This is a genomic window from Novosphingobium sp. NFX11, from assembly GCF_057376415.1.
This window is the reverse complement of the sequence record NZ_CP080385.1, coordinates 1,763,347-1,780,916: the sequence shown is the minus strand read 5'-3', so window position 1 is coordinate 1,780,916 and position 17,570 is coordinate 1,763,347. Positions and strand designations below refer to the sequence as shown.

The 17,570-nt window shown below is 66.1% G+C and carries 18 protein-coding genes; 9 read left to right on the top strand and 9 right to left on the bottom strand.

Going from position 1 to position 17,570, the window contains the following annotated elements; genetic code table 11:
- Positions 1-2 precede the first annotated feature (2 nt).
- From KZO24_RS25975 to KZO24_RS25965, 3 genes are read right to left on the bottom strand one after another with little or no spacing between them, the layout of a single operon-like run.
- Positions 3-764, bottom strand: a complete 762-nt coding sequence (locus KZO24_RS25975; protein ID WP_271183939.1) for an SDR family NAD(P)-dependent oxidoreductase — start codon at positions 762-764, stop codon at positions 3-5.
- Positions 761-1,540 carry an SDR family NAD(P)-dependent oxidoreductase gene (locus KZO24_RS25970; RefSeq protein WP_271183938.1) on the bottom strand — a complete coding sequence of 260 codons (780 nt, stop codon included), beginning with the start codon at positions 1,538-1,540 and terminating at the stop codon, positions 761-763. The genes KZO24_RS25975 and KZO24_RS25970 overlap by 4 nt, the downstream gene beginning before the upstream one ends.
- The gene (locus tag KZO24_RS25965; RefSeq protein WP_036526536.1) at positions 1,537-1,854 is read right to left on the bottom strand and encodes a putative quinol monooxygenase; all 318 of its coding nucleotides are present in this window, start codon (positions 1,852-1,854) and stop codon (positions 1,537-1,539) included. Before KZO24_RS25965 ends, KZO24_RS25970 begins: the two co-directional genes overlap by 4 nt.
- A 138-nt stretch (positions 1,855-1,992) precedes the next feature.
- Between KZO24_RS25965 and KZO24_RS25960 the strand changes: the two genes are divergently transcribed.
- The gene (locus KZO24_RS25960) at positions 1,993-3,360 is read left to right on the top strand and encodes a tetratricopeptide repeat protein (protein WP_486487425.1); all 1,368 of its coding nucleotides are present in this window, start codon (positions 1,993-1,995) and stop codon (positions 3,358-3,360) included.
- A gap of 210 nt (positions 3,361-3,570) precedes the next feature.
- Here the strand turns inward: KZO24_RS25960 and KZO24_RS25955 are convergent, their stop codons facing one another.
- The gene (locus KZO24_RS25955) at positions 3,571-5,901 is read right to left on the bottom strand and encodes a TonB-dependent receptor (protein WP_486487424.1); all 2,331 of its coding nucleotides are present in this window, start codon (positions 5,899-5,901) and stop codon (positions 3,571-3,573) included.
- Between the two features lie 311 nt (positions 5,902-6,212).
- On the opposite strand from KZO24_RS25955, the gene KZO24_RS25950 reads away from it, so the two are divergent.
- Positions 6,213-6,863 (top strand): TetR/AcrR family transcriptional regulator, encoded by a 651-nt coding sequence (locus KZO24_RS25950; protein WP_486487423.1) that lies wholly within the window; start codon positions 6,213-6,215, stop codon positions 6,861-6,863.
- A 16-nt stretch (positions 6,864-6,879) separates the two neighbouring features.
- Positions 6,880-7,362: a nuclear transport factor 2 family protein gene (locus KZO24_RS25945; RefSeq protein ID WP_486487422.1), complete on the top strand. Its 483-nt coding sequence runs from the start codon at positions 6,880-6,882 to the stop codon at positions 7,360-7,362.
- A 36-nt stretch (positions 7,363-7,398) separates the two neighbouring features.
- Here the strand turns inward: KZO24_RS25945 and KZO24_RS25940 are convergent, their stop codons facing one another.
- Together KZO24_RS25940 and KZO24_RS25935 are read right to left on the bottom strand one after the other, a co-directional pair.
- A complete protein-coding gene (locus KZO24_RS25940) occupies positions 7,399-8,175 on the bottom strand; it encodes a ThuA domain-containing protein (RefSeq protein WP_271183933.1) in 777 nt (258 codons plus the stop codon).
- Entirely contained in the window at positions 8,172-9,617 is a 1,446-nt protein-coding gene (locus KZO24_RS25935) for an aromatic ring-hydroxylating oxygenase subunit alpha (protein WP_486487421.1), read from the bottom strand. Before KZO24_RS25935 ends, KZO24_RS25940 begins: the two co-directional genes overlap by 4 nt.
- A gap of 145 nt (positions 9,618-9,762) precedes the next feature.
- On the opposite strand from KZO24_RS25935, the gene KZO24_RS25930 reads away from it, so the two are divergent.
- The 5 genes from KZO24_RS25930 to KZO24_RS25910 all read left to right on the top strand — a co-directional run bounded on the left by KZO24_RS25930 (position 9,763) and on the right by KZO24_RS25910 (position 13,157).
- Positions 9,763-10,542 carry an SDR family NAD(P)-dependent oxidoreductase gene (locus tag KZO24_RS25930; RefSeq protein WP_036526546.1) on the top strand — a complete coding sequence of 260 codons (780 nt, stop codon included), beginning with the start codon at positions 9,763-9,765 and terminating at the stop codon, positions 10,540-10,542.
- Positions 10,539-11,360, top strand: a complete 822-nt coding sequence (locus KZO24_RS25925) for an SDR family NAD(P)-dependent oxidoreductase (RefSeq protein WP_271183931.1) — start codon at positions 10,539-10,541, stop codon at positions 11,358-11,360. The genes KZO24_RS25930 and KZO24_RS25925 overlap by 4 nt, the downstream gene beginning before the upstream one ends.
- Before the next feature lie 85 nt (positions 11,361-11,445).
- Entirely contained in the window at positions 11,446-12,225 is a 780-nt protein-coding gene (locus KZO24_RS25920; protein WP_271183930.1) for an SDR family NAD(P)-dependent oxidoreductase, read from the top strand.
- A gap of 16 nt (positions 12,226-12,241) precedes the next feature.
- Positions 12,242-12,724, top strand: coding sequence for a VOC family protein (locus KZO24_RS25915; protein ID WP_271183929.1), 483 nt, complete (start codon positions 12,242-12,244; stop codon positions 12,722-12,724).
- 154 nt (positions 12,725-12,878) lie between these two features.
- Positions 12,879-13,157 (top strand): hypothetical protein, encoded by a 279-nt coding sequence (locus KZO24_RS25910; RefSeq protein WP_271183928.1) that lies wholly within the window; start codon positions 12,879-12,881, stop codon positions 13,155-13,157.
- 99 nt (positions 13,158-13,256) lie between these two features.
- Here the strand turns inward: KZO24_RS25910 and KZO24_RS25905 are convergent, their stop codons facing one another.
- The 3 genes from KZO24_RS25905 to KZO24_RS25895 form a co-directional block, all read right to left on the bottom strand.
- On the bottom strand, positions 13,257-13,616 hold the full coding sequence (locus tag KZO24_RS25905; protein ID WP_271183927.1) for an EthD domain-containing protein: 360 nt from the start codon (positions 13,614-13,616) through the stop codon (positions 13,257-13,259).
- Positions 13,613-14,401 (bottom strand): sugar phosphate isomerase/epimerase family protein, encoded by a 789-nt coding sequence (locus tag KZO24_RS25900; RefSeq protein WP_271183926.1) that lies wholly within the window; start codon positions 14,399-14,401, stop codon positions 13,613-13,615. The genes KZO24_RS25905 and KZO24_RS25900 overlap by 4 nt, the downstream gene beginning before the upstream one ends.
- A gap of 137 nt (positions 14,402-14,538) precedes the next feature.
- Positions 14,539-15,717 (bottom strand): aromatic ring-hydroxylating oxygenase subunit alpha, encoded by a 1,179-nt coding sequence (locus KZO24_RS25895; RefSeq protein ID WP_271183925.1) that lies wholly within the window; start codon positions 15,715-15,717, stop codon positions 14,539-14,541.
- 90 nt (positions 15,718-15,807) lie between these two features.
- Here KZO24_RS25895 and KZO24_RS25890 point away from each other — a divergent pair, with 90 nt between their 5' ends.
- Positions 15,808-17,430, top strand: coding sequence for an AMP-binding protein (locus tag KZO24_RS25890; RefSeq protein WP_486487420.1), 1,623 nt, complete (start codon positions 15,808-15,810; stop codon positions 17,428-17,430).
- Positions 17,431-17,570: the final 140 nt, after the last annotated feature.

The following is a 17,570-nucleotide window of genomic DNA, read 5'->3' as shown; positions in this document are numbered from 1 at the left end:
AATTACATCGTTGCGGTAAGGCCTTCGTCGGCGGGGATGACCGCGCCGTGCAGCGCGCTCGACTTGTCATCGAGCAGGAAGCAGACGAGCTGGGCGATCTGCTCGGGGTCCATGAAGAACTGGCGGCGCGGGCTGGGATGGCCGTCCATCAGCGCGGCGATGGCCTGCTCGCCTTCGGGGGTGCGCAAGTTCGCGGTCAGCGGCGTCGCCACCGCGCCGGGGCACACGCAGTTGATGCGGATGCGTTTCGGGCCCAGCTCCGCCGCCAGCGTACGCGCCAGCATGGCGACCCCGGCTTTGGAAGCGCTGTAGGCGCTGTCGCCCGCGCGGCCCGCCGTGCCGCTGACCGAGCCGATGAACACGATCGCGCCGCCGCCCGCCTCGATCATCGCGGGCAGCACCGCCTGGGTGACGTAGAAGCTGCCCTTGAGATTGACGTCGATGTGCCGATCGAACAGCGCGAGCGGGCTTTCCGGCACCGGGTTGGGCGCCCAGATCGCCGCGTTGTTGACCAGCAGCGTGACCGGGCCGAGCGCCGCCTCAATGCCCTGCACAGCCGCCGCGACGGCAGCGGCATCGGCGATGTCCACGTGCGCCGCATGGGCGAGCGTGCCGCTTGCCACCGCCTTGTCGAGATCGGCCTGCGGCACTTCGGACAGCACCGCGACCTTTGCGCCCGCCTCGGTCAGCAGCTTGGCGACGGCCGCGCCGATACCGCTGGTGCCGCCCGTCACGACGGCGACTTTTCCGCTGAGCCCGCTCATTGCGCGGTGAACCCGCCGTCGACGATCAGTTCCGAGCCGTGCATGTACCCGGCCTCGTCCGAGGCGAGGAAGCGCACGGTCTTCGCGACGTCGATGGGATCGGCCATGCGCCCGATCGGGTGCGCGGGCGCGAGCCCGGCCGCGGCTTCCTCGACGCTGGCGGCGAAACCGTTGTCGACGATGCGCTGGAGGATGTGGTCGACCATGCCGGTCTTGACGCCGCTGGGGTGCACCGAGTTGACCCGCACCTTGTAGCCCAGCGCGGAGAACTCCATCGCGCAGGCCTTCACGAACAGCGTCACCGCGCCCTTGGACGTGCAGTACCCGACGTGCAGCGGCGAGCCGATCTTGCCCGCGACCGAGGAAATCACCACCACCGAGGCGCCGTGCGGCAGGCTCTCGCCCGAGCGCCGGAGGAGCTGCGCGGCCACCTTGGTGCCGAGGAACGGGCCGTCGACGTTGACCGCCATCTGTTTGCGCCACTGCTCGATGGTGGTGTTCTCCATCTTCTCGACGACGACAATGCCCGCGACATGGACCAGCACGTCGAGCCGCCCGTACTGCGCCTCCACCGCGCCGATCGCCGACTGCCAGGATACCTCGTCGGTCACGTCGAGGGACAGGTAGGAATCGCCCTGCCAGCCGCCTGCCTCGGCCGGGAGGTCGGCGCCGATCACCGTCGCGCCTGCTTCCGCCAGCTGGCGGGAGATTTCACTGCCGATGCCGCCGGTGCAGCCGGTGACGAGGGCGATGCGTCCTTCAAGCGAACCGGTCATGCGTGAACTCCTGCCTTGGCGGCTTCACCCAGAAGGTCGAAGACGCGGATGTCGGGGTCGCCGTCGAGGCAGGCGTAGCCCTCCGCCGACATGGCGACGTGGTAGGGGCGGTTCGCATGCGCTTCCTTGGCGGCGATGTCGGTGAAGATCTCGGTGAAGCCGAAGGCGTTCGGGTCCTCGCGCGATTGCATGACCTGGAACAGCAGGGTATCGGCCTCGTTGGCGCGCACGTCCTTCTGCAGCTGCGTGGTCAGTTCGATGAAGCGCTGCGTCTTGTCCGGCTTCGTGCGGACATGCATGATGACACCAATCATATCGGAGAGGACCTTTCGTCATGTGGGGGAAATGCTGGCCGAAGCGGCGCGCGTCGCGCAGGGGCCGGACCCGGTGGCGGCCCGGCCGTTGGTGGACCGCCTGCTGTCCGCGAAGCCGGGGATGCCGACGCGCTGACTTTGGCAGGGATCGTCGCCCAGCGTACCGGGCGCATGGAAGATGCCGTGCGCGCCTTCGGCGATGCCTGCGCCGCCGATCCGCGCGATGCCGGGCGGCGGCAGAACCTGGGCGTCGCGCTCAAGAACGCGGGCGCTTACGAAGAGGCGCTGCAGGCCTTCGCCGCCGCGCTGGAACTGCGCCCCGGACATGCCGCGACGCTGGCCAACCTCGGCTCCTGCCTGATCGCGGCGGAGCGGTATGAAGAGGCGCTGGAGGTGCTGACGCAGGCCGGAGACAGCGCCGATGCGCTCAACAATACCGGCGTCGCACTGGCCCGGCTGGGACGACATGGCGAAGCGGTTACGCGTTACCGGCGCTCGCTGGAACTGCGGCCCGGGCACCTCGACACGGCGCTGAACCTTGTCGATGCGCTTGCCGCCTGTGGAGAGCGGGACGAGGCGGAAAGCCTCGTCGGGCAAATCCTGCGCGTGCAGCCCGGCAACCCTCGCGCGGCGAACCAGCTTGGGCTCATGCGTGAGCAGGCGGGCGATTACACAGGTGCGGTGGAGGTGCTGCGCCGCGCTTTCGATACGGCGCAACCCAACCATGCGCTCGGCATCAATCTGGTGCGGGCGATGATCCGCGCCGGGCAGGAGCGCGATGCGCTGGGCGTCTGCGGTAAACTCGTCGCCACGCAGCCAAGCGTCACCACGCCGGTCGCGCTGGCGCTCGCCGCCTTCGAGAAGCTGGGCTGGACCGGCGATCGCGAACGGATCATGGCGCTCGACCGCTTCGTCACCGTGCATGACATCGACGCCGCGCCGGGCTTCGACGACCTCGCGACGTTCAACGCCGCGCTGGTGGAGGAACTGCGTGCTCACCCGTCGCTGACGTTCGAGCCGGAGGGCCTCGTGACCCGCCAGGGACGCCAAAGCGCCGACCTCGCCGATGCGCGGAGCCCGGCGATCGGCGCCCTTGCACGGATCGCCCGCGATCATCTCGCCAGTGCCCATGCACGCCTTGCCGAGGAACCCGCCGACCACCCCCTGCTCCACGCGTTGCCCGAGGAGTGGAGCCTCACCTTGTGGGGCACGATCCTGCGCCCCGGCGGGGAAGTCGGCCCGCATATCCATGCACCCAACTGGCTCTCGGGCGTCTATTATCCCGAGTTCGAGGGTGAGGACGGCGCTTTCGCCATCGGCCTGCTGCCGGAGGAACTGGGCGGCGGCGGCACGCCCGTCACCTACCCGCCGCGCGCGGGCCGGATGATCCTGTTCCCCTCGTACATGTGGCACGCCACCCTGCCCTTCGGCGGCGACAAGGAACGCATCAGCTTCGCCTTCGACCTCGTCCCCAAGGGCATCGGCCGCGCGCACAAGCTGCCCTGAAGCCCTACCTTCGTCATTGCGAGCGGAGCGACGCGATCCAACGGCTCGCAAACCGCCCTGGATTGCTTCGCTCCGCTCGCAATGACGGTATGGGGGGCGTCATCACGAAGCGAGAGAAGCCTAACCTTCCCTGCGGCGCACGAAACCGCAGGGGAAGGCCGGCTCGGCGCAGGCCCGCACCTGCCCGTGAGGAGAGCGCCGCCACCATCGTCAGAACTTCACAGAGCCTTCGACGCCGAAGCTCCTCGGCGGGGCGTAGTTGGTGAAGTTGAACAGCCCCGCGACCGAGTTGGCCGAGACGCGGTAGACTTTGTCCAGCAGGTTGCGACCGAACACCGCGACGCGGAAGCGCTCGTCGGGATCGGTCCAGCCGATGCTCGCCCCCACCAGTGTGCGCGCCTGACCTTGCGAATAGTCGGCGTTGAGCGTCGTGGATCTGTACTGTGCCTGATAGTTGACGTCGGCGTTGAGCGAGACGACGCCCCAGTCGGTCGGCGGGAACTCGTAATGCACGTTCCCGCTGGCCGTCCACTTGGGCGCATTGCGCAGCTTGAGGTAAGAGGCATCGTCGTTGATGCCGTCACCGTTCACGTCGGTGCTGAACTCGTCGTACTCCGCCTTCTGCCAGCCGACCGAAGCGCCCATCGTCAGGCCCACCACCGGTGCGGCGGAGATTTCGAGTTCGATGCCCTTTACGTGGGCCTTGCCCGCATTGGTCGTCCGCGTCTCCTGCCCCGGCAGTCCGGTGATCGGATCGATGAAGGGGACCACTGCGTCGCGCTGCAGATCGTTGTACTTCACATAGAACGCCGCGATGTTGACGCGCAGCTTGCGATCGGCCGTCTCGGTCTTGAAGCCCAGTTCGAAGCTGTCGGCGGTCTCCTCACGGAACGGCAGTGCCGACGTAGCGGACATCGCCTGCTCGTTGTAGCCGCCCGACTTGTAGCCCTGGCTGTAGGTGAAGTAGTTGTTGATGCCCGGGGCGATCTCCCAGCGATAGCCTGCGCGCATCGTCGGCTTGGAGAACTTCGCGCTGTCGCTGTACTCGGGCCAGAACCCCGTCGCGATGGTCGAGCGGCGAACCTGCGGACGCACCGCGAAGTCCTTGCTCTCCTTGGTGTAGCGTGCACCGACGAAGACCGAGAACGGGTCGGCGACCTTGTACTCCGCCTCGCCGAACACCGCGTAGCTGTCGACCTTGTAGTTCGCGGTGGACTGGTTCGGGTCGGTCAGCGCAGTGGGGTCGCCCAGGAAACGCAGGAAGCCGAGGAAGCTGGTGGCATTGGCGTCCAGCTTCTGCCCCCAGTACATGCCGCCCACGGTGAACTTCAGGACGTCCGAGAAGTCGGAGCTGAACCGTGCTTCGAGGCTGTACTGCTTGCGCACGTCCTCACGCGTGGAGACGAACAGGTAGGCGTTCTCGCCCGTATAGTCGGAAGGCAGTTTGGACTGCACCCGCCGCCAACCGCCGACGACGGTGATCGTGCCGACGTCATCGACCGAATGCTCGCCGCGCAAGTAGACGCCGTCCACATCGACGCGGTGACCATCGAGCGTGCCCACGCAAGTCGGCGCGGTGGCCGAACCTTCGCACAGCGTGGTGCCGGTCTTGTAGGGGCTCTGCCCGGTGGTCTGGATGCCGGGAAACCCGACTACGTCGATCAGGAAACCCGGAGGCGTCTCGTTGACCGAGGGCGGACTGTCGCCGCGATCGCGCAGCAGTTCGTAGGTGAGCAGGATGTTGGTGTCGTCGGTCGGCTCCCACAAGAGCTTGGCGCGGGCGCTGAAGTAGCGCGATCCGCCCCAGCGCTGGCCGCGTCCCGGCACGCCCTCGAAGCCGTCGACGTCATTGTTCTTGGTCAGGCGGTAGTAGCCGTCGCTCTCCTGGAACGATCCCGCCGCGCGGAAATAGAGGTTCTCGGCCAGCGGGATATTGATCGCGGCCTTGACGTCCTTGGTGTTGAAGCTGGAATAGCCGAGCCGCACTTCGCCGCTGAAGCCGGGCTCCGGCTTCTTGGTGATGACGTTGACGACGCCGCCCACGGTGTTCTTGCCGAACAGCGTGCCCTGCGGGCCGCGTAGAACTTCGATGCGCTCCACGTCGAACAGGTCGAACAACTGGGTCTGGACGTGGGCGAGGACGAAGTCGTCCACCACCACGCCGACGGCGGGCTCGAAGGTCAGGATGATGTCGCCGGTGGACTGGCCGCGAATACCGATCGAGGCGGCGTTGAAGCCCGGCACGTTGGTGATGACGACGTTGGGCACGTCGCCCGCCAGCGCGCGGATGTCGGTGGCGAACTTGTTCTGGATCGCCGTCTCGGTGAAGGCGGAGACTGCCACCGGCGTATCCTGCAGCGATCCTGAGATGCGCCGCGCGGTGACGACGATGTCCTCCAGTCCGCCCTGCTGCGGCGGCGGGTCGGCCTGCGGCGGCGCGGAAGCCGGTGTGCTCTGGGCCATCGCGGTAGTGCTGACACTCGCCAGAAGCCCCGTGGCAAAAGTCGTGAAGACGCAATTCAGGTGTCGTTTGCCGATCATGTTCTTCCCCTCCGAACCGACTGCCTTCGTCTGGTCATGGGCAGTTCGAATCACGTGCCGACTTTTTCGCCGGACAGGCATAAATGAGTACATATGATCATTTTTGTGAAGACATAAAAAACATTCATGTATGATTTGTTTTACCGCAGTGCAGCGGTGATGGAGCGGAGGGGATTGTCTTGGACAGCGGCGAAGTTCACGTTTCTCGCGGTAATGAAAAGAGAACCGCCACGCCGGGGGCATTGCTGCGATGCAAGACGTGATCGCGAAAAAAGCGCCCGTGATTCTGCCGCCGCTATACCAGCCCGGCCATGACGGAGCGGCGCGCGCGCATCGTCGACACCGCACACCGCATCCTGGGCGAAGGCGGGGTCGCGGCGCTGACGATCCGGCGGCTGTCAGAGGACGCCGGGGTGGCCCAGCGCACGCTCTACCGCTTGTTCGGCGACAAGGACGGCGTCATCAGCGCCACCGTCGTCGATCGCATGGTCGAGGTGCGCGAACACATCGCCCGGCGCGGTGCGACTTACACGCTGGAGGTGGTGTTCCGCGAACTCGACTGGATGGTCAGCGAGCTTGAGCGCGACAGTCTCTACGCCCGGGTGGTGATCGACTTCGTCTTCGCGCCCGAACCGCGCGAACTGGAAGTGCGGGAACTGACCTCGGTGGCGCACACGCGCTTCTCGGGGTGGCTGGACCTGCAGCGCGCCAAAGGCCACGTGCGCGATGATCTCGACCTCGCCTCGCTGGTCGATACCCACGTCATGCACGAATTCGTGGTCTACCGCCGCTGGTCGCTGGGCCAGTGCGCGGGTGACCAGTGCCGCGCCGAGCTGCACGCCTGCTTCCTGCAGAGCGCGGCGCTGCTGCTGACCGGCGACATTCGCGAGACCTACATGCGCAAGCTGGCAGCGATCCAGAAGAAGATCGCCCGCCTCAAGCGCGCCTCGACCAAAGAATAATCACAAGCGGGAGAAGATGATGACTCTTGAAGACCTGATCGCACGCGAGGGAATCCGCCAGCTTCGCGTGGATTACTCGACCGCCTTCGACTCGATGGACGAGGCTGCGGTGCGCCGCAATTTCGCCGACGACATCCTATGCGAGTTTCCGGAGCCCTACGAAGGCATCGACGCGGTGCTCGGCCTCTATCGCCAGCACTGGAAGCACCTGCGCGCGCCGCTGGAGACGCTGCATTACGTCGCCAATCACGCCATCGAGCTGACTGGACCTGACACCGCGCGCGGGCATTGCCTGTTGCTGGACCTCGTCACGCGCCAGCATACGGGCTCGGCCATCGTCACGCCGGGCGGGGAGGCGAACCCGCTGCTGCTGATCGGCCGCTACGACGACCACTACGTCCGGCAGCACGGCCGCTGGAAGTTCGCCCGGATCGCTCTGACTATCCTGTGGCCGACGCGGTCGGATGAAACCGGAGCGCTTCCGTTCAAGGTCGATTGAGCGGGACGGCGCCGGGGCAGACCCCGGCGCCGCGTCTCACTTCCCGCCCTGCTTGAGCCAGGCGATGCCCCGGCGCAGCAATTCGTAGAACACCGGGAGATCCCACGCGCAGCGGTCCACCGTCGGCCACCAGTCGAGCATCGGCTGGAGATCGTAGTGTCCCCGGCAATGGCCCAGCGTGTTGTAGAGCACAGCGCCCTTGCCGTGATCCTTGAGGTACATCACCGGCTGCTTGCCGAGTGCATCGGCCGCTTCGACGAAGCCGGTACCCTCCACCGTGCAATCGGTTTCCAGCAGGACGTGCAGGTGGCCGTGCGTTTCCATGTGGTAGAGTTCGTCGGTTGTCTCGAACGGCTCGATCCCCTCCACCAGCGGATGGCCGGGATCGGCCACGGTCACCGTGTAAGGGGCGATCGGCGGGTGCGAGATGAACTGCGAACCCAGCATGTCCATGAACAGCGGCGCCCAGCGCGGGGCGTCCCAAAGGCCCTTGTCCGGCCCTTCGGAAAGCAGGCGCAGCACCGAGTTGGTGCCGTGCAGCGCATGCCAGCGCCCGCCCGCCTTCAGCCAGTCGCGCAGCACCTCCTGCGCCGCCAGCGAGGGCGTGACGTCGCAGGTATAGGTGATGAGGATGTCCGCCTGCCGCAGCGCGTCGAGGTTCTCGTAATCCTCAAACACGCGGGTGCGCACGCTGGGGTCTTCGGCGAGGAGCTTCAGAAGCTCCAGCCGCGCGAAGTCCATGTCGTGCCACACGCCGCCGCAGATGAGGGCGCAGTTTATGCGCGGCGGATGCGCGCCTTCAGCCTCACTCATGCCTTCGGAGCCCCGCCGAGGTCGCCCCCAAGGTCGCCGACGATGTACTTCATCATCGTGTCCTGGAACTGGCGGATGCGGATTTCCTGATAGTTGCCGAGGTTCACCTTGCCGTTCTTCGAGGCATGGAGGCCGTCCTGCACGTAAGGCAGGTTATCCATGTCCTGCTCGAACACGTCGCCCAGAATGCCGAGTTCCGGCGCCTCGGTCCACTTCTGGTCGAGCCGCAGCATCTTCAGCGGCGCGCCGCGCGGGATCGGCTGGCCCTTGGGAATGCGCGCGAGGATGCGGACTTCCATGATGCAGGTGTCGGGCGTCTTGCCGGGCAGCCAGTTGTAGACGATGTTCGGCATGTACCCGCCCCAAGGCGCGAAGTTCGGGAACACGTTGTAGACGAGTCCGTCGAGCAGCTCGGCGTCGGTCGCGTCGGCATGGTCGTAGCCGGTGCTCTCGGTATAGGCCGCGCGCATGGCGGCGCCCAGCGCGGCGCGAGCGGTCATGCCCTCGGGCACCTTGATCGCCATCGGGTTGGTGTGGGCCTCACCCTCGTAGTTGTCACCCGAACGACCGTTGTACTTGATGAACTCGTCGACGATCCACTGCTCGCCCTGCCCTTCCGCGATGTGCGGGCTCATCACGCCGAAGGGCACGAGGTTGACGTTCACGTTGTCGCCCCAGGTCCAGTAGGCGGCGTTGGAATCGCCGGTGAACGGCAGCAGCTGCGGGTGCGTGACGATGGTGTGCCAGGCTTCCATGAAAGCCTCCATCACCACCTTCCAGTTGGCCGGCACTTCCTTGGCCACGCGCATGACGCTGGCACATTCCTCATGCCGCCAGCGCTTGAAGTGCTCGGGCAGCGGGGCGAGAAATTCCTCGAGGCTCGGGCCGCCCGATTCCTCACGGATGAAGACGTAGCCCGACCAGCGGCCGACTTCGGCGGCGGGCAGGTCGAGATCCTTTTCGGCGAGGTGCGGGAAGTCCCACTGGCAGGGCATCGAATCGAAGCTGCCGTCCTTCTTCCAAGCAAAGCCATGGAACGGGCAAACGAACTTGTCGGCCGCGCCTTCCTCGGTGCGCAGCTTGCGGCCACGGTGGAGGCAGACGTTGTGCATCGCCCGGATCGAGCCGTCGTCCTGACGGCTGACGAGGTACGAACGGCCCGCGTTCTCATAGACGATGAAGTCGCCCGGATCGGGCAGGTCTTCCTCGCGCGCGACGAACTGCCACACGTAGGGCCACATCCGCTCGCGTTCGAGCTTGGCGAATGCCTCGCTGGTGTAACGCTCGGCGGGAATCGCCTCCGAACCGCGGTACGTATAGCTCTCGTCAGTCAGAATCGCAGGCGGAGTGCGCAGATCCTGCGCCATCAGTTCCGCCCAGCTTATGCCTTCGCTGCGGTCTTCACCCAGCTTTCCGGCGATTTCCGGATCTCGATCGGCCATGGTCGTTCAATCTCCCAAGAACGCATTTCCCTGTTTGTCGCCATTTCTGCACCCCGCTGCACCACAAGTCACCTTGCTCAAAATCATAGGTTGTGGAGCGGCGCGGATGGGCCATGTTGGCCGGGATAGTAATCGGGAGAATGCCGTGAAGCGGCTTGAAGGCAAGGTGGCGCTGGTCACCGGAGGAACCTCCGGCATCGGCGCCGGCACTGTCGAGCGTCTGTGCGCCGACGGGGCTAAAGTCATTTTCACCGGCTCCAACCAAGCGGCGGCGGATGCGCTGTGCGCCGCGACCGGGGCCGAGTTCGTGAAGCACAACGTCACCGACGCGGCGGCGTGGGACGGCCTGATCGCACAGATCCTCGAAAAGCACGGGCGGCTCGACATCGCCTTCGCCAATGCCGGGACCGAAAGCGGCGACGGCAGCATCGAGAGCATCTCGATCGAAGGCTGGAACAACGTCATGGGGGTCAACCTCACCGGCGTCATGCTCACCGTGCAGCACGCGATGCGGGCCATGGCGAAGAACCCGGAAGGGCCGGTCGGCTCGATCATCGTCAACTCCTCGATGAACGCGCACCGGGCGATGGGCAACTTCGTGGCCTATTCGGTGTCGAAGGCCGCCGTGATCGCGCTGGTCAAGGCGTCGGCGGTGCATTCGGGCAACCAGAAGTACGGCATCCGCGTCAACGCCGTGCTGCCGGGCGTCGTCGAGACCGCCCTGATCGTGAACCTGATCGAGAAATCGGGCGACCCCGTCGCCACCCGCGCCGCCTACGAGGGCCTGTCTCCGATGGGCCGCATGGCCGCCGTGGAGGAAGTCGCCGGGATGGTCGCTTGGCTTGCAAGCGATGAGGCAAGGTTCTGTTCGGGAAGCGAATTCACCATGGACGGCGCGTCCACCGCAGGGATGAACGGCGTATGAGCGAGGAACTGGGTTCGCAGCGGCTGAAGGGCCGCGTAGCGCTGGTTTCCGGCGGGCTTCGCGGCATCGGCCTCGCCTGTGTCGAGCGGTTCCTGGCCGAAGGCGCGGAAGTGGTCCTGACCGACCTCGAGGCGCCGGACACCGAGTATGCCAGCGCCACGCTCGCCCGTCTGGGGCAGGCCGCCAGCTACGTCAGCGCCAATGTCGCCAGCGAGGACGACTGGGCCAAAGTGCTCGCCGCCGTGACCGAAAGGCACGGAAAACTGCACATTCTGGTCAACAATGCGGGCATCGACCTGACCGGCCCGGTGGCCGAGACCTCGCTTGAGGGCTGGCGCCGGATCATGAGCATCAACGTCGATGGCGTGTTCCTCGGCGTGCGGACGTTCGTGCCGCTGATGGCCGCGAGCGGGGCGGATTTCCGGGGCGGCGCCTCGATCATCAACGTCAGTTCGATCATGGGCCTCGTCGGCATGAGCGAGGTTTCGGGCTACAACGCCAGCAAGGGCGCGGTGCGGCTGTTCACCAAGTCGATCGCGCTGGAATTCGCCGAAAAGAAGATGCCGATCCGCGCCAATTCGCTGCATCCCGGCTTCGTTCTGACCCCGCTCCTCAAGGAAGGGTTCCAGCGCTGGGTGGACAAGGGCGTCGCCAGCAAGGCGCAGGATCTGGTCGATCTGATGTCCAGCAAGACCCCGATTGGGCGACTGGCGGACCCTGCGGAACTGGCCAGCGCGGTCTATTTCCTCGCGTCCTCAGACAGTTCGTACATGACCGGCGGCGAGCTTGTCATCGATGGCGGCTGGACCGCGCAATAGCGGCACAAAGCGGCACTCAACGGCACCTAGCGATACCATAACCCCACCACAGCGGCACACAGAGGCCCTTGGGAGAGACAAGACCATGACCATCGCCCTTCCCGACGTGATCGCCGTCGTCACCGGCGCCGCCGGCGGCATCGGCCGCGAGATCGTCAAGGCCATGAAGGCCGCCGGCGCCACCGTGATCGCCACCGACCTCAAGGAAAGCGCAGACATCGAAGGCGCCGACCACTACCTCAGGCACGACGTCACCAGCGAGGCCGACTGGCGCGCGGTGGAGGCGCTGGTGCGCGAAAAATACGGCCGCCTCGATGCACTGGTGAACAACGCGGGCTTCTCGATCGTGACCAAGTTCGAGGACACCCCGCTCTCCGAGTTCCACAAGGTCAACGCCATCAACGTCGACTCGGCGATCATCGGCACGCAGGTCATGCTGGGCCTGCTGCAGGAAGGCGGTAAGGCGCGGGCCTCGGGCGCCTCGGTCATCAACTTCTCGAGCGTCGGCGGCCTGCGCGGCGCGGCGTTCAATGCCGCCTATTGCGTCAGCAAGGCCGCGATCAAGATGCTTTCGAAGTGCCTGGGCGCAGAGTTCGCCGCGCTCAAGTACAACATCCGCGTCAACTCGGTGCACCCCGGCGGGATCGACACGCCGATGCTGGGCTCGATCATGGACCGCTATATCGAGCTTGGCGCTGCGCCTTCGCGCGAAGCCTCGATCGCGGCGATGAACGTCGCGCACCCGATCGGCCGCCTCGGCAAACCGGAGGAAATGGCGGGCGGCGTGGTGTTCCTCGCCTCCAGCGCGTCCAGCTTCATGACCTGCGACGAACTGGTGATGGACGGCGGGTTCAGCCAGGTCTGAAAAGGAGGAGCGGAGCATGGCCCAGAAACTGCCCGGCGTCATCGGCGTCCACCATATCGGCGTCTCGGTGCCCGATCTGGGCAAGGCACGTGAATTCTACCTCGAGATCCTCGGCGCGGTCGAGGAAGTCGAGCCGCTGAGCTGGTCCGACAACCCCTTCATCGACGAAGTGGTGGGTCTCAAGGGCAGCGCCGCCAACCAGTTCTTCTGCCGCCTCGGCAATCTCCAGATCGAGGTCTTCCAGTACGACGCCCCGAAGCAGGCACCGCAGGACCCGCGCCGGGGCGTCAACGAATACGGCTATACCCATATGGCGCTGCAAGTGGAGGACGTCCTTGCCGTCCACGAACGGATCGTCGCGGCGGGCCTGCCGGTGCACACGCCGCCCGCGATGGAGGGCATCACCATCGATGCGAGCGGCGTGAAACACGGCTATGCCGGAACCTATTGCCGCGACTTCTTCGGCAATGTCTTCGAGATTCTGGAGATCCACGCCTGACTTTCCGCGTTCACATTTGAACGCAAAGGAAAAATTTCAACGCGAAGCCCTAATTCGCCGGATGAACCGAAACTTAATCGGCCCGGCCGTGTTCCCGGATTGAGAGACAGCGCGGTATCGGTCGCGACGCCGCCCCTGCCCGGGAGCCTGAAACGTGGATATGAACACCCTCAACCGCAGTCGTGCCCAGCAGGTGGCGCGCGTCGTCGAGATCCGTGCCATCGAGAGCGGCACGGTGGACGCCGATGCTGTGCCCGCCGCCCTGCTCCGCGATGCCGTGCGGGAAGCCGGGTTGTTCCAGCGCTCGGTGCTGGGCCACCTCGACCACAAGGAATGGCGCGATCGCGTCCGGGCCGACGGCCAGCGTCTCATGGACTTGCTCGCGGAGATCGGTTTCCGTCCCAGCGAGCGCGCCGCTCGCAAGTCGGCCTGACGCCTTCGTCATTGCAAGCGAAGCGAAGCAAAGCAATCCAGAGCGGTTCGCTCGGCCCTGGATTGCTTTGCTTCGCTTCGCTCGCAATGACGGAAGAGGTTATCCAACCGGCGGCATCACCGATGCACTCTCGGTCACGGTGAAGGCGCGGACCCGGCTGCGGTCAAACAGGTTTTCCTCGTCCTCGGCGATCATCGCGGCGACCTGCGGATCGCCCAGCGCGGCGAAGCAGGCATCGCGCGTCGCCGCGTCGGGGAAGTCGATTTCCATCACCACGTCGTGATCGAACGGCTGGTCCGTCCCGTCCATCGGCGAGAGAAACCGGCGCACGTAGCGCGTGGCGTAGCCGGCCAGTACCTTCTCGCCGATCACGCGGTGGCTGCTTTCGTAGTAGGCGCGGAAGTCCTCGACGCTCATGCCTTCGCGGCGCTTGAGGAGCGTGATCACGGTAACCGTCATGCCAGCACGCCCATCCACTCGCGCATCCCGTCCAGCACCGCCTTCGCCCGCAGCGCCGGGTGCGAGAACGCCTCGCGTAGCGCCGCCGAGCGCAGTTCCAGGGACAGCGGAATACCTTGCGGCAGGGCCTGCAGCATCGCCGCCAGCGGCAACGCGCCTTCGCCCGGCTGTTCGCGCAGGTCGATGGCATCGGTGATGACCGCGTCGAAGTTCGCCGGATCGGGCCGCTCGGCCCGCGCGTCGCAGAACTGGGCGTAAGGCAGCAGCGCCGGATCGATGGCCGCGATCTGGTCGACCGTAGTGCCGGAGCGGTCGACGTGGATCGGATCGACCAGCACCGCGCGCAAGGGATGCCCCACCCGGTCGAGGATGCCGAGCGCCTGGCTCAGGGTCTTCACCTCGGTGAAGATGCCGAATTCCAGCGCCACCCGCATTCCCGATCCCTCGGCGTGGCGGCAAAGGGCGGAGAGGCGCTCGATCGTCTCGCCCTCCTCGTGCGAGGATACGCATAGCACGTTCGCCGCGCCGAGCTGCGCCCCGACGTCCAGCACCTTGCGGTGATCGTCGAGCGTGGTGTCGGGGCGAATCCACACGACCTCGACGTCGAGCACCGGCAGGCCGGTGCGCTGCAACGCTGCGCGCGCATCGCGGGTATGCTGCGCGGTCCATTCCAGCGGATCGACCCAGAGGCCGACCGCGTCGAACCCGGCGGCGGCGCCTGCCTCGATCACGTCCACCGCCCCGAATTCGGGCAGGACGCCGGAGGCGAGGGATAGTTTATGCATTGTTTTTTCTCCCAAACCCACCCCGTCCGGCTAGTTCGCTGCGCTCTCAAGCCTCCCGGCCCTCCCGCGAGCGGGAGGGCAAGGCGCAGGTCTGTCATCCCCTCCCGCTCGCGGGAGGGGACAGGGGTGGGCAAATCCTACATCACCGGTTCGGGCAAGGAGGCATCATCCGCCAGATACCAGTTCAGCCACTCATGGAAGTACTGGTTCCCGCGTTCGTTCTTGCCGAACGTCAGGTCGTCATGCGCGCCCGATTCGAGGCCCTTCTGGATCTCGAGGCCGATCACGTAGTCTTCCTCATACGTGACATCGCGGAAGAAGTTCATCGCGCCTTCCACGGCCTCGCGGTCCGCCTCGTCCTTGACCGGATTGCGGCGCAGGTAGTTCAGCACCGTGCGGTTCTCGGCGGGCGTCGGTCCGGGGAACAGCTGCGCGACTTGCGTGATCTCCGGCGCGATGAAGATCGAGACGTTGGGGAAGAAGATGCGCACGAAATCGTAGCCGTAGTTCTCGCGGTTGCCCCATTCCTCGCGCGGCACGTCCTTGAGCTGCTCGGCGATCGAATGCTGCGGGAAGCCGATGCGGATGTTCGGCCCGAAGCCCTCGTAATGCGTGCAGTTCGACGGCGTGCGCGGGAAAATCGTCTCGGGGTGGAGCGACTTGAAGTGGTAGCCCTCTAGGTATCCGTCGAAGGCGATCTTCCAGTTGGCGCCGTGGATCGTGCGATTGCCGAGGTACGTCCAGTTCGCGAAGTCGAGCGCGTCGAAATCCTCGAGGAAGTCCTTGAAATAGTGATCGAGGTCCATCGGCGCGTTGGGCGTCAGGCACACGAAGATCATACCGCCGCGTTCCTCGCACGGCAGTTCGCGCAGGCCCATCGCGCCCTTGTCCACCTCGCCGAAGGTGCCCGGCTCGGAGATGCCGATCAGCTTGCCGTCGGCGCCATAGGTCCAAGAGTGGTACTTGCAGGTGAAGCGCGAGCAGTTGCCCTTGCCGTCCGGCGCGACCGGGGCGCCGCGATGCGAGCAGACGTTGAGGAAGGCGCGGACCTTGCCCTGCTTGTCGCGGTTGATGAGCACGGGCGAACCGACCGCGTCCATCGCCTTGTAGTCGCCAGGATTCGGCAGTTCGGCGGTGAAGGCCAGCATCAGCGGCACGCGCTTGAAGACCAGCTCCAGCTCGGCCTTGAACTGGTCCTTGTCGGTATAGCTGCCGGTGGGCACGCGCAGCGGCCGCGCCGTCTGGAAGGTCTTCTTGTTCGCCACGTAGTCGAGCATGATCTCGGCCACGTCACCAATGCGCTTTACGCGTTCCACGGTCTTCTCCCGGTAATTTATACGTCGATCCTGCGCGAGCCGCCCGGTCGCCACAAGCTGCGCAAGGTGATAGGCGACAGGGGGCGCACAGTGCGGCACTCAGGGGATCATGATGGAGAGGAAGAGCCCCCGTGGGCATGGCTTGAAACCCCACCGCCGCATCTGGCTGCTTACGCCGGAACGGACTTGTGGGACGAACGCACGATCGCCGAGCAGGCGAGCGCGCTGGCCGAGGCCGACCCCGGCTTCGTGTGCCTGATCGAAGGCGACGTGACCGTCACCCGCGCGCAGGCCGTAGCCGATGCCGAGGCGCTGAGCGCCGCGATGCATGCGCGCGGCCTGCGGCCGGGAGACGTCATCGCCTTCCAGGTGCCCAACTGGCGCGAGGCGATGGTGATCAACCTGGCCGCCGCGATGTCGGGCCTCGTCGTCAACCCGATCGTGCCGATCTACCGCGACCATGAAGTCTCGCTGATGCTGGCGGACTGCGGCGCGCGGGCGTTCTTCGTCGCCTCTTCGTTCCGCAAGTTCGACTACGCGGCGATGGCGCGGCGACTCGCAGGCGTGCTGCCGGACCTGGCTCATGTCTTCACCGTGCGCGGCGAAGGTTCGGACGATTACACAGCGCTGATCGAGGAAGGGCGCGCCCTCCCCTTCGCGCGGCCGAAAGTCGATCCGCTGGGCGTGAAGATGGTGCTCTATACCTCGGGCACCACGGGGCGGCCGAAGGGCGTGCTGCACAGCCACGTCTCGATCGCCCGCATCCTGCGCGAGAGCGGGCACTACTGGGGCCTGACCGAAGGCGAGGCGACGCTGATGCCCTCCCCCGTCACGCATGTCTCGGGCTATGCCAACGGGCTGGAGGCGCCGTTCATCTGCGGAATCCGCACGGTGCTGATGGAAAGCTGGAACGCGGAGCAGGCACTCGCCCTGATCGACCGGCATCAGGCGGTCGGCACCGTCGCCGCCACGCCGTTTCTCGTCGAGCTGGCGGCCGCCGCGCGTGCGAGCGGCAATCGCCTGCCCAGCTTCCGCTTCTTCGCCTGCGGCGGCGCGGCGGTTCCGGCGGACCTGATCCCCGCCGCCAATGCCGCGTTTGACCACTGCCGCGCCTTCCGCGTCTTCGGCGCCTCCGAAGTGCCGCTGGTGACGTTCGGCTGGCCCAACGTCGAGGCACTGGCCGCGACGACCGACGGCGCCGTGGTCGATTACGAAGTGCGCATCGTCGATCACGAGGACCGCGACCTGCCCGACGGCCGGGAAGGCGAAATCCTCGCGCGCGGCCCCGGCATGATGCTGGGCTACGCCGACGAGGCGCAGACCCGCGAGGCGATCACCACGGACGGCTTCTTCCGCACCGGCGACCTCGGCGTGCGGACGGAGGACGGCGCGATCACCATCACCGGCCGCAAGAAGGACCTCATCATCCGCGGCGGCGAGAACATCTCGGCCAAGGAGATCGAGGACGTGCTGCACGCCCATCCCGCCGTGCGCGAGGCGGCCGTCGTCGCCATGCCGCACGAACGGCTGGGCGAAGGTGTCTGCGCCTACGTCATCGCCGATGGCGAGGCACCGAGCCCGCAAGCGCTCGCCGCACACATCGCCGACAGCGGGCTGGCGAAGCAGAAGATTCCCGAGAGGTTCGAATTCCGCGAGGATTTCCGCGCACGGCTTCCGGCAAAGTGCGCAAGGACCTGCTGCGCGCGGATGTGAAGGCGCTGGTGCCCGGTCAGTAGCCCTCTACTTTCGTCATTGCGAGCGAAGCGAAGCAATCCAGGGCAATCTCGCGTCGCCCTGGATTGCTTCGCTTCGCTCGCAATGACGATGCGGAGTGAAAGTAACTGGAACTGGCG

What these genes read in the sequence shown, in the direction of transcription:
- KZO24_RS25915 (WP_271183929.1), top strand. Translation starts at nt 12,242, where the DNA reads ATGGCCCAGAAACTGCCCGGCGTCATCGGCGTCCACCATATCGGCGTC.
- KZO24_RS25935 (WP_486487421.1), bottom strand. Translation starts at nt 9,617, where the DNA reads ATGGCCGATCGAGATCCGGAAATCGCCGGAAAGCTGGGTGAAGACCGC.
- KZO24_RS25925 (WP_271183931.1), top strand. Translation starts at nt 10,539, where the DNA reads ATGAGCGAGGAACTGGGTTCGCAGCGGCTGAAGGGCCGCGTAGCGCTG.
- KZO24_RS25975 (WP_271183939.1), bottom strand. Translation starts at nt 764, where the DNA reads ATGAGCGGGCTCAGCGGAAAAGTCGCCGTCGTGACGGGCGGCACCAGC.
- KZO24_RS25950 (WP_486487423.1), top strand. Translation starts at nt 6,213, where the DNA reads ATGACGGAGCGGCGCGCGCGCATCGTCGACACCGCACACCGCATCCTG.
- KZO24_RS25970 (WP_271183938.1), bottom strand. Translation starts at nt 1,540, where the DNA reads ATGACCGGTTCGCTTGAAGGACGCATCGCCCTCGTCACCGGCTGCACC.
- KZO24_RS25955 (WP_486487424.1), bottom strand. Translation starts at nt 5,901, where the DNA reads ATGATCGGCAAACGACACCTGAATTGCGTCTTCACGACTTTTGCCACG.
- KZO24_RS25940 (WP_271183933.1), bottom strand. Translation starts at nt 8,175, where the DNA reads ATGAGTGAGGCTGAAGGCGCGCATCCGCCGCGCATAAACTGCGCCCTC.
- KZO24_RS25965 (WP_036526536.1), bottom strand. Translation starts at nt 1,854, where the DNA reads ATGATTGGTGTCATCATGCATGTCCGCACGAAGCCGGACAAGACGCAG.
- KZO24_RS25905 (WP_271183927.1), bottom strand. Translation starts at nt 13,616, where the DNA reads ATGACGGTTACCGTGATCACGCTCCTCAAGCGCCGCGAAGGCATGAGC.
- KZO24_RS25920 (WP_271183930.1), top strand. Translation starts at nt 11,446, where the DNA reads ATGACCATCGCCCTTCCCGACGTGATCGCCGTCGTCACCGGCGCCGCC.
- KZO24_RS25945 (WP_486487422.1), top strand. Translation starts at nt 6,880, where the DNA reads ATGATGACTCTTGAAGACCTGATCGCACGCGAGGGAATCCGCCAGCTT.
- KZO24_RS25900 (WP_271183926.1), bottom strand. Translation starts at nt 14,401, where the DNA reads ATGCATAAACTATCCCTCGCCTCCGGCGTCCTGCCCGAATTCGGGGCG.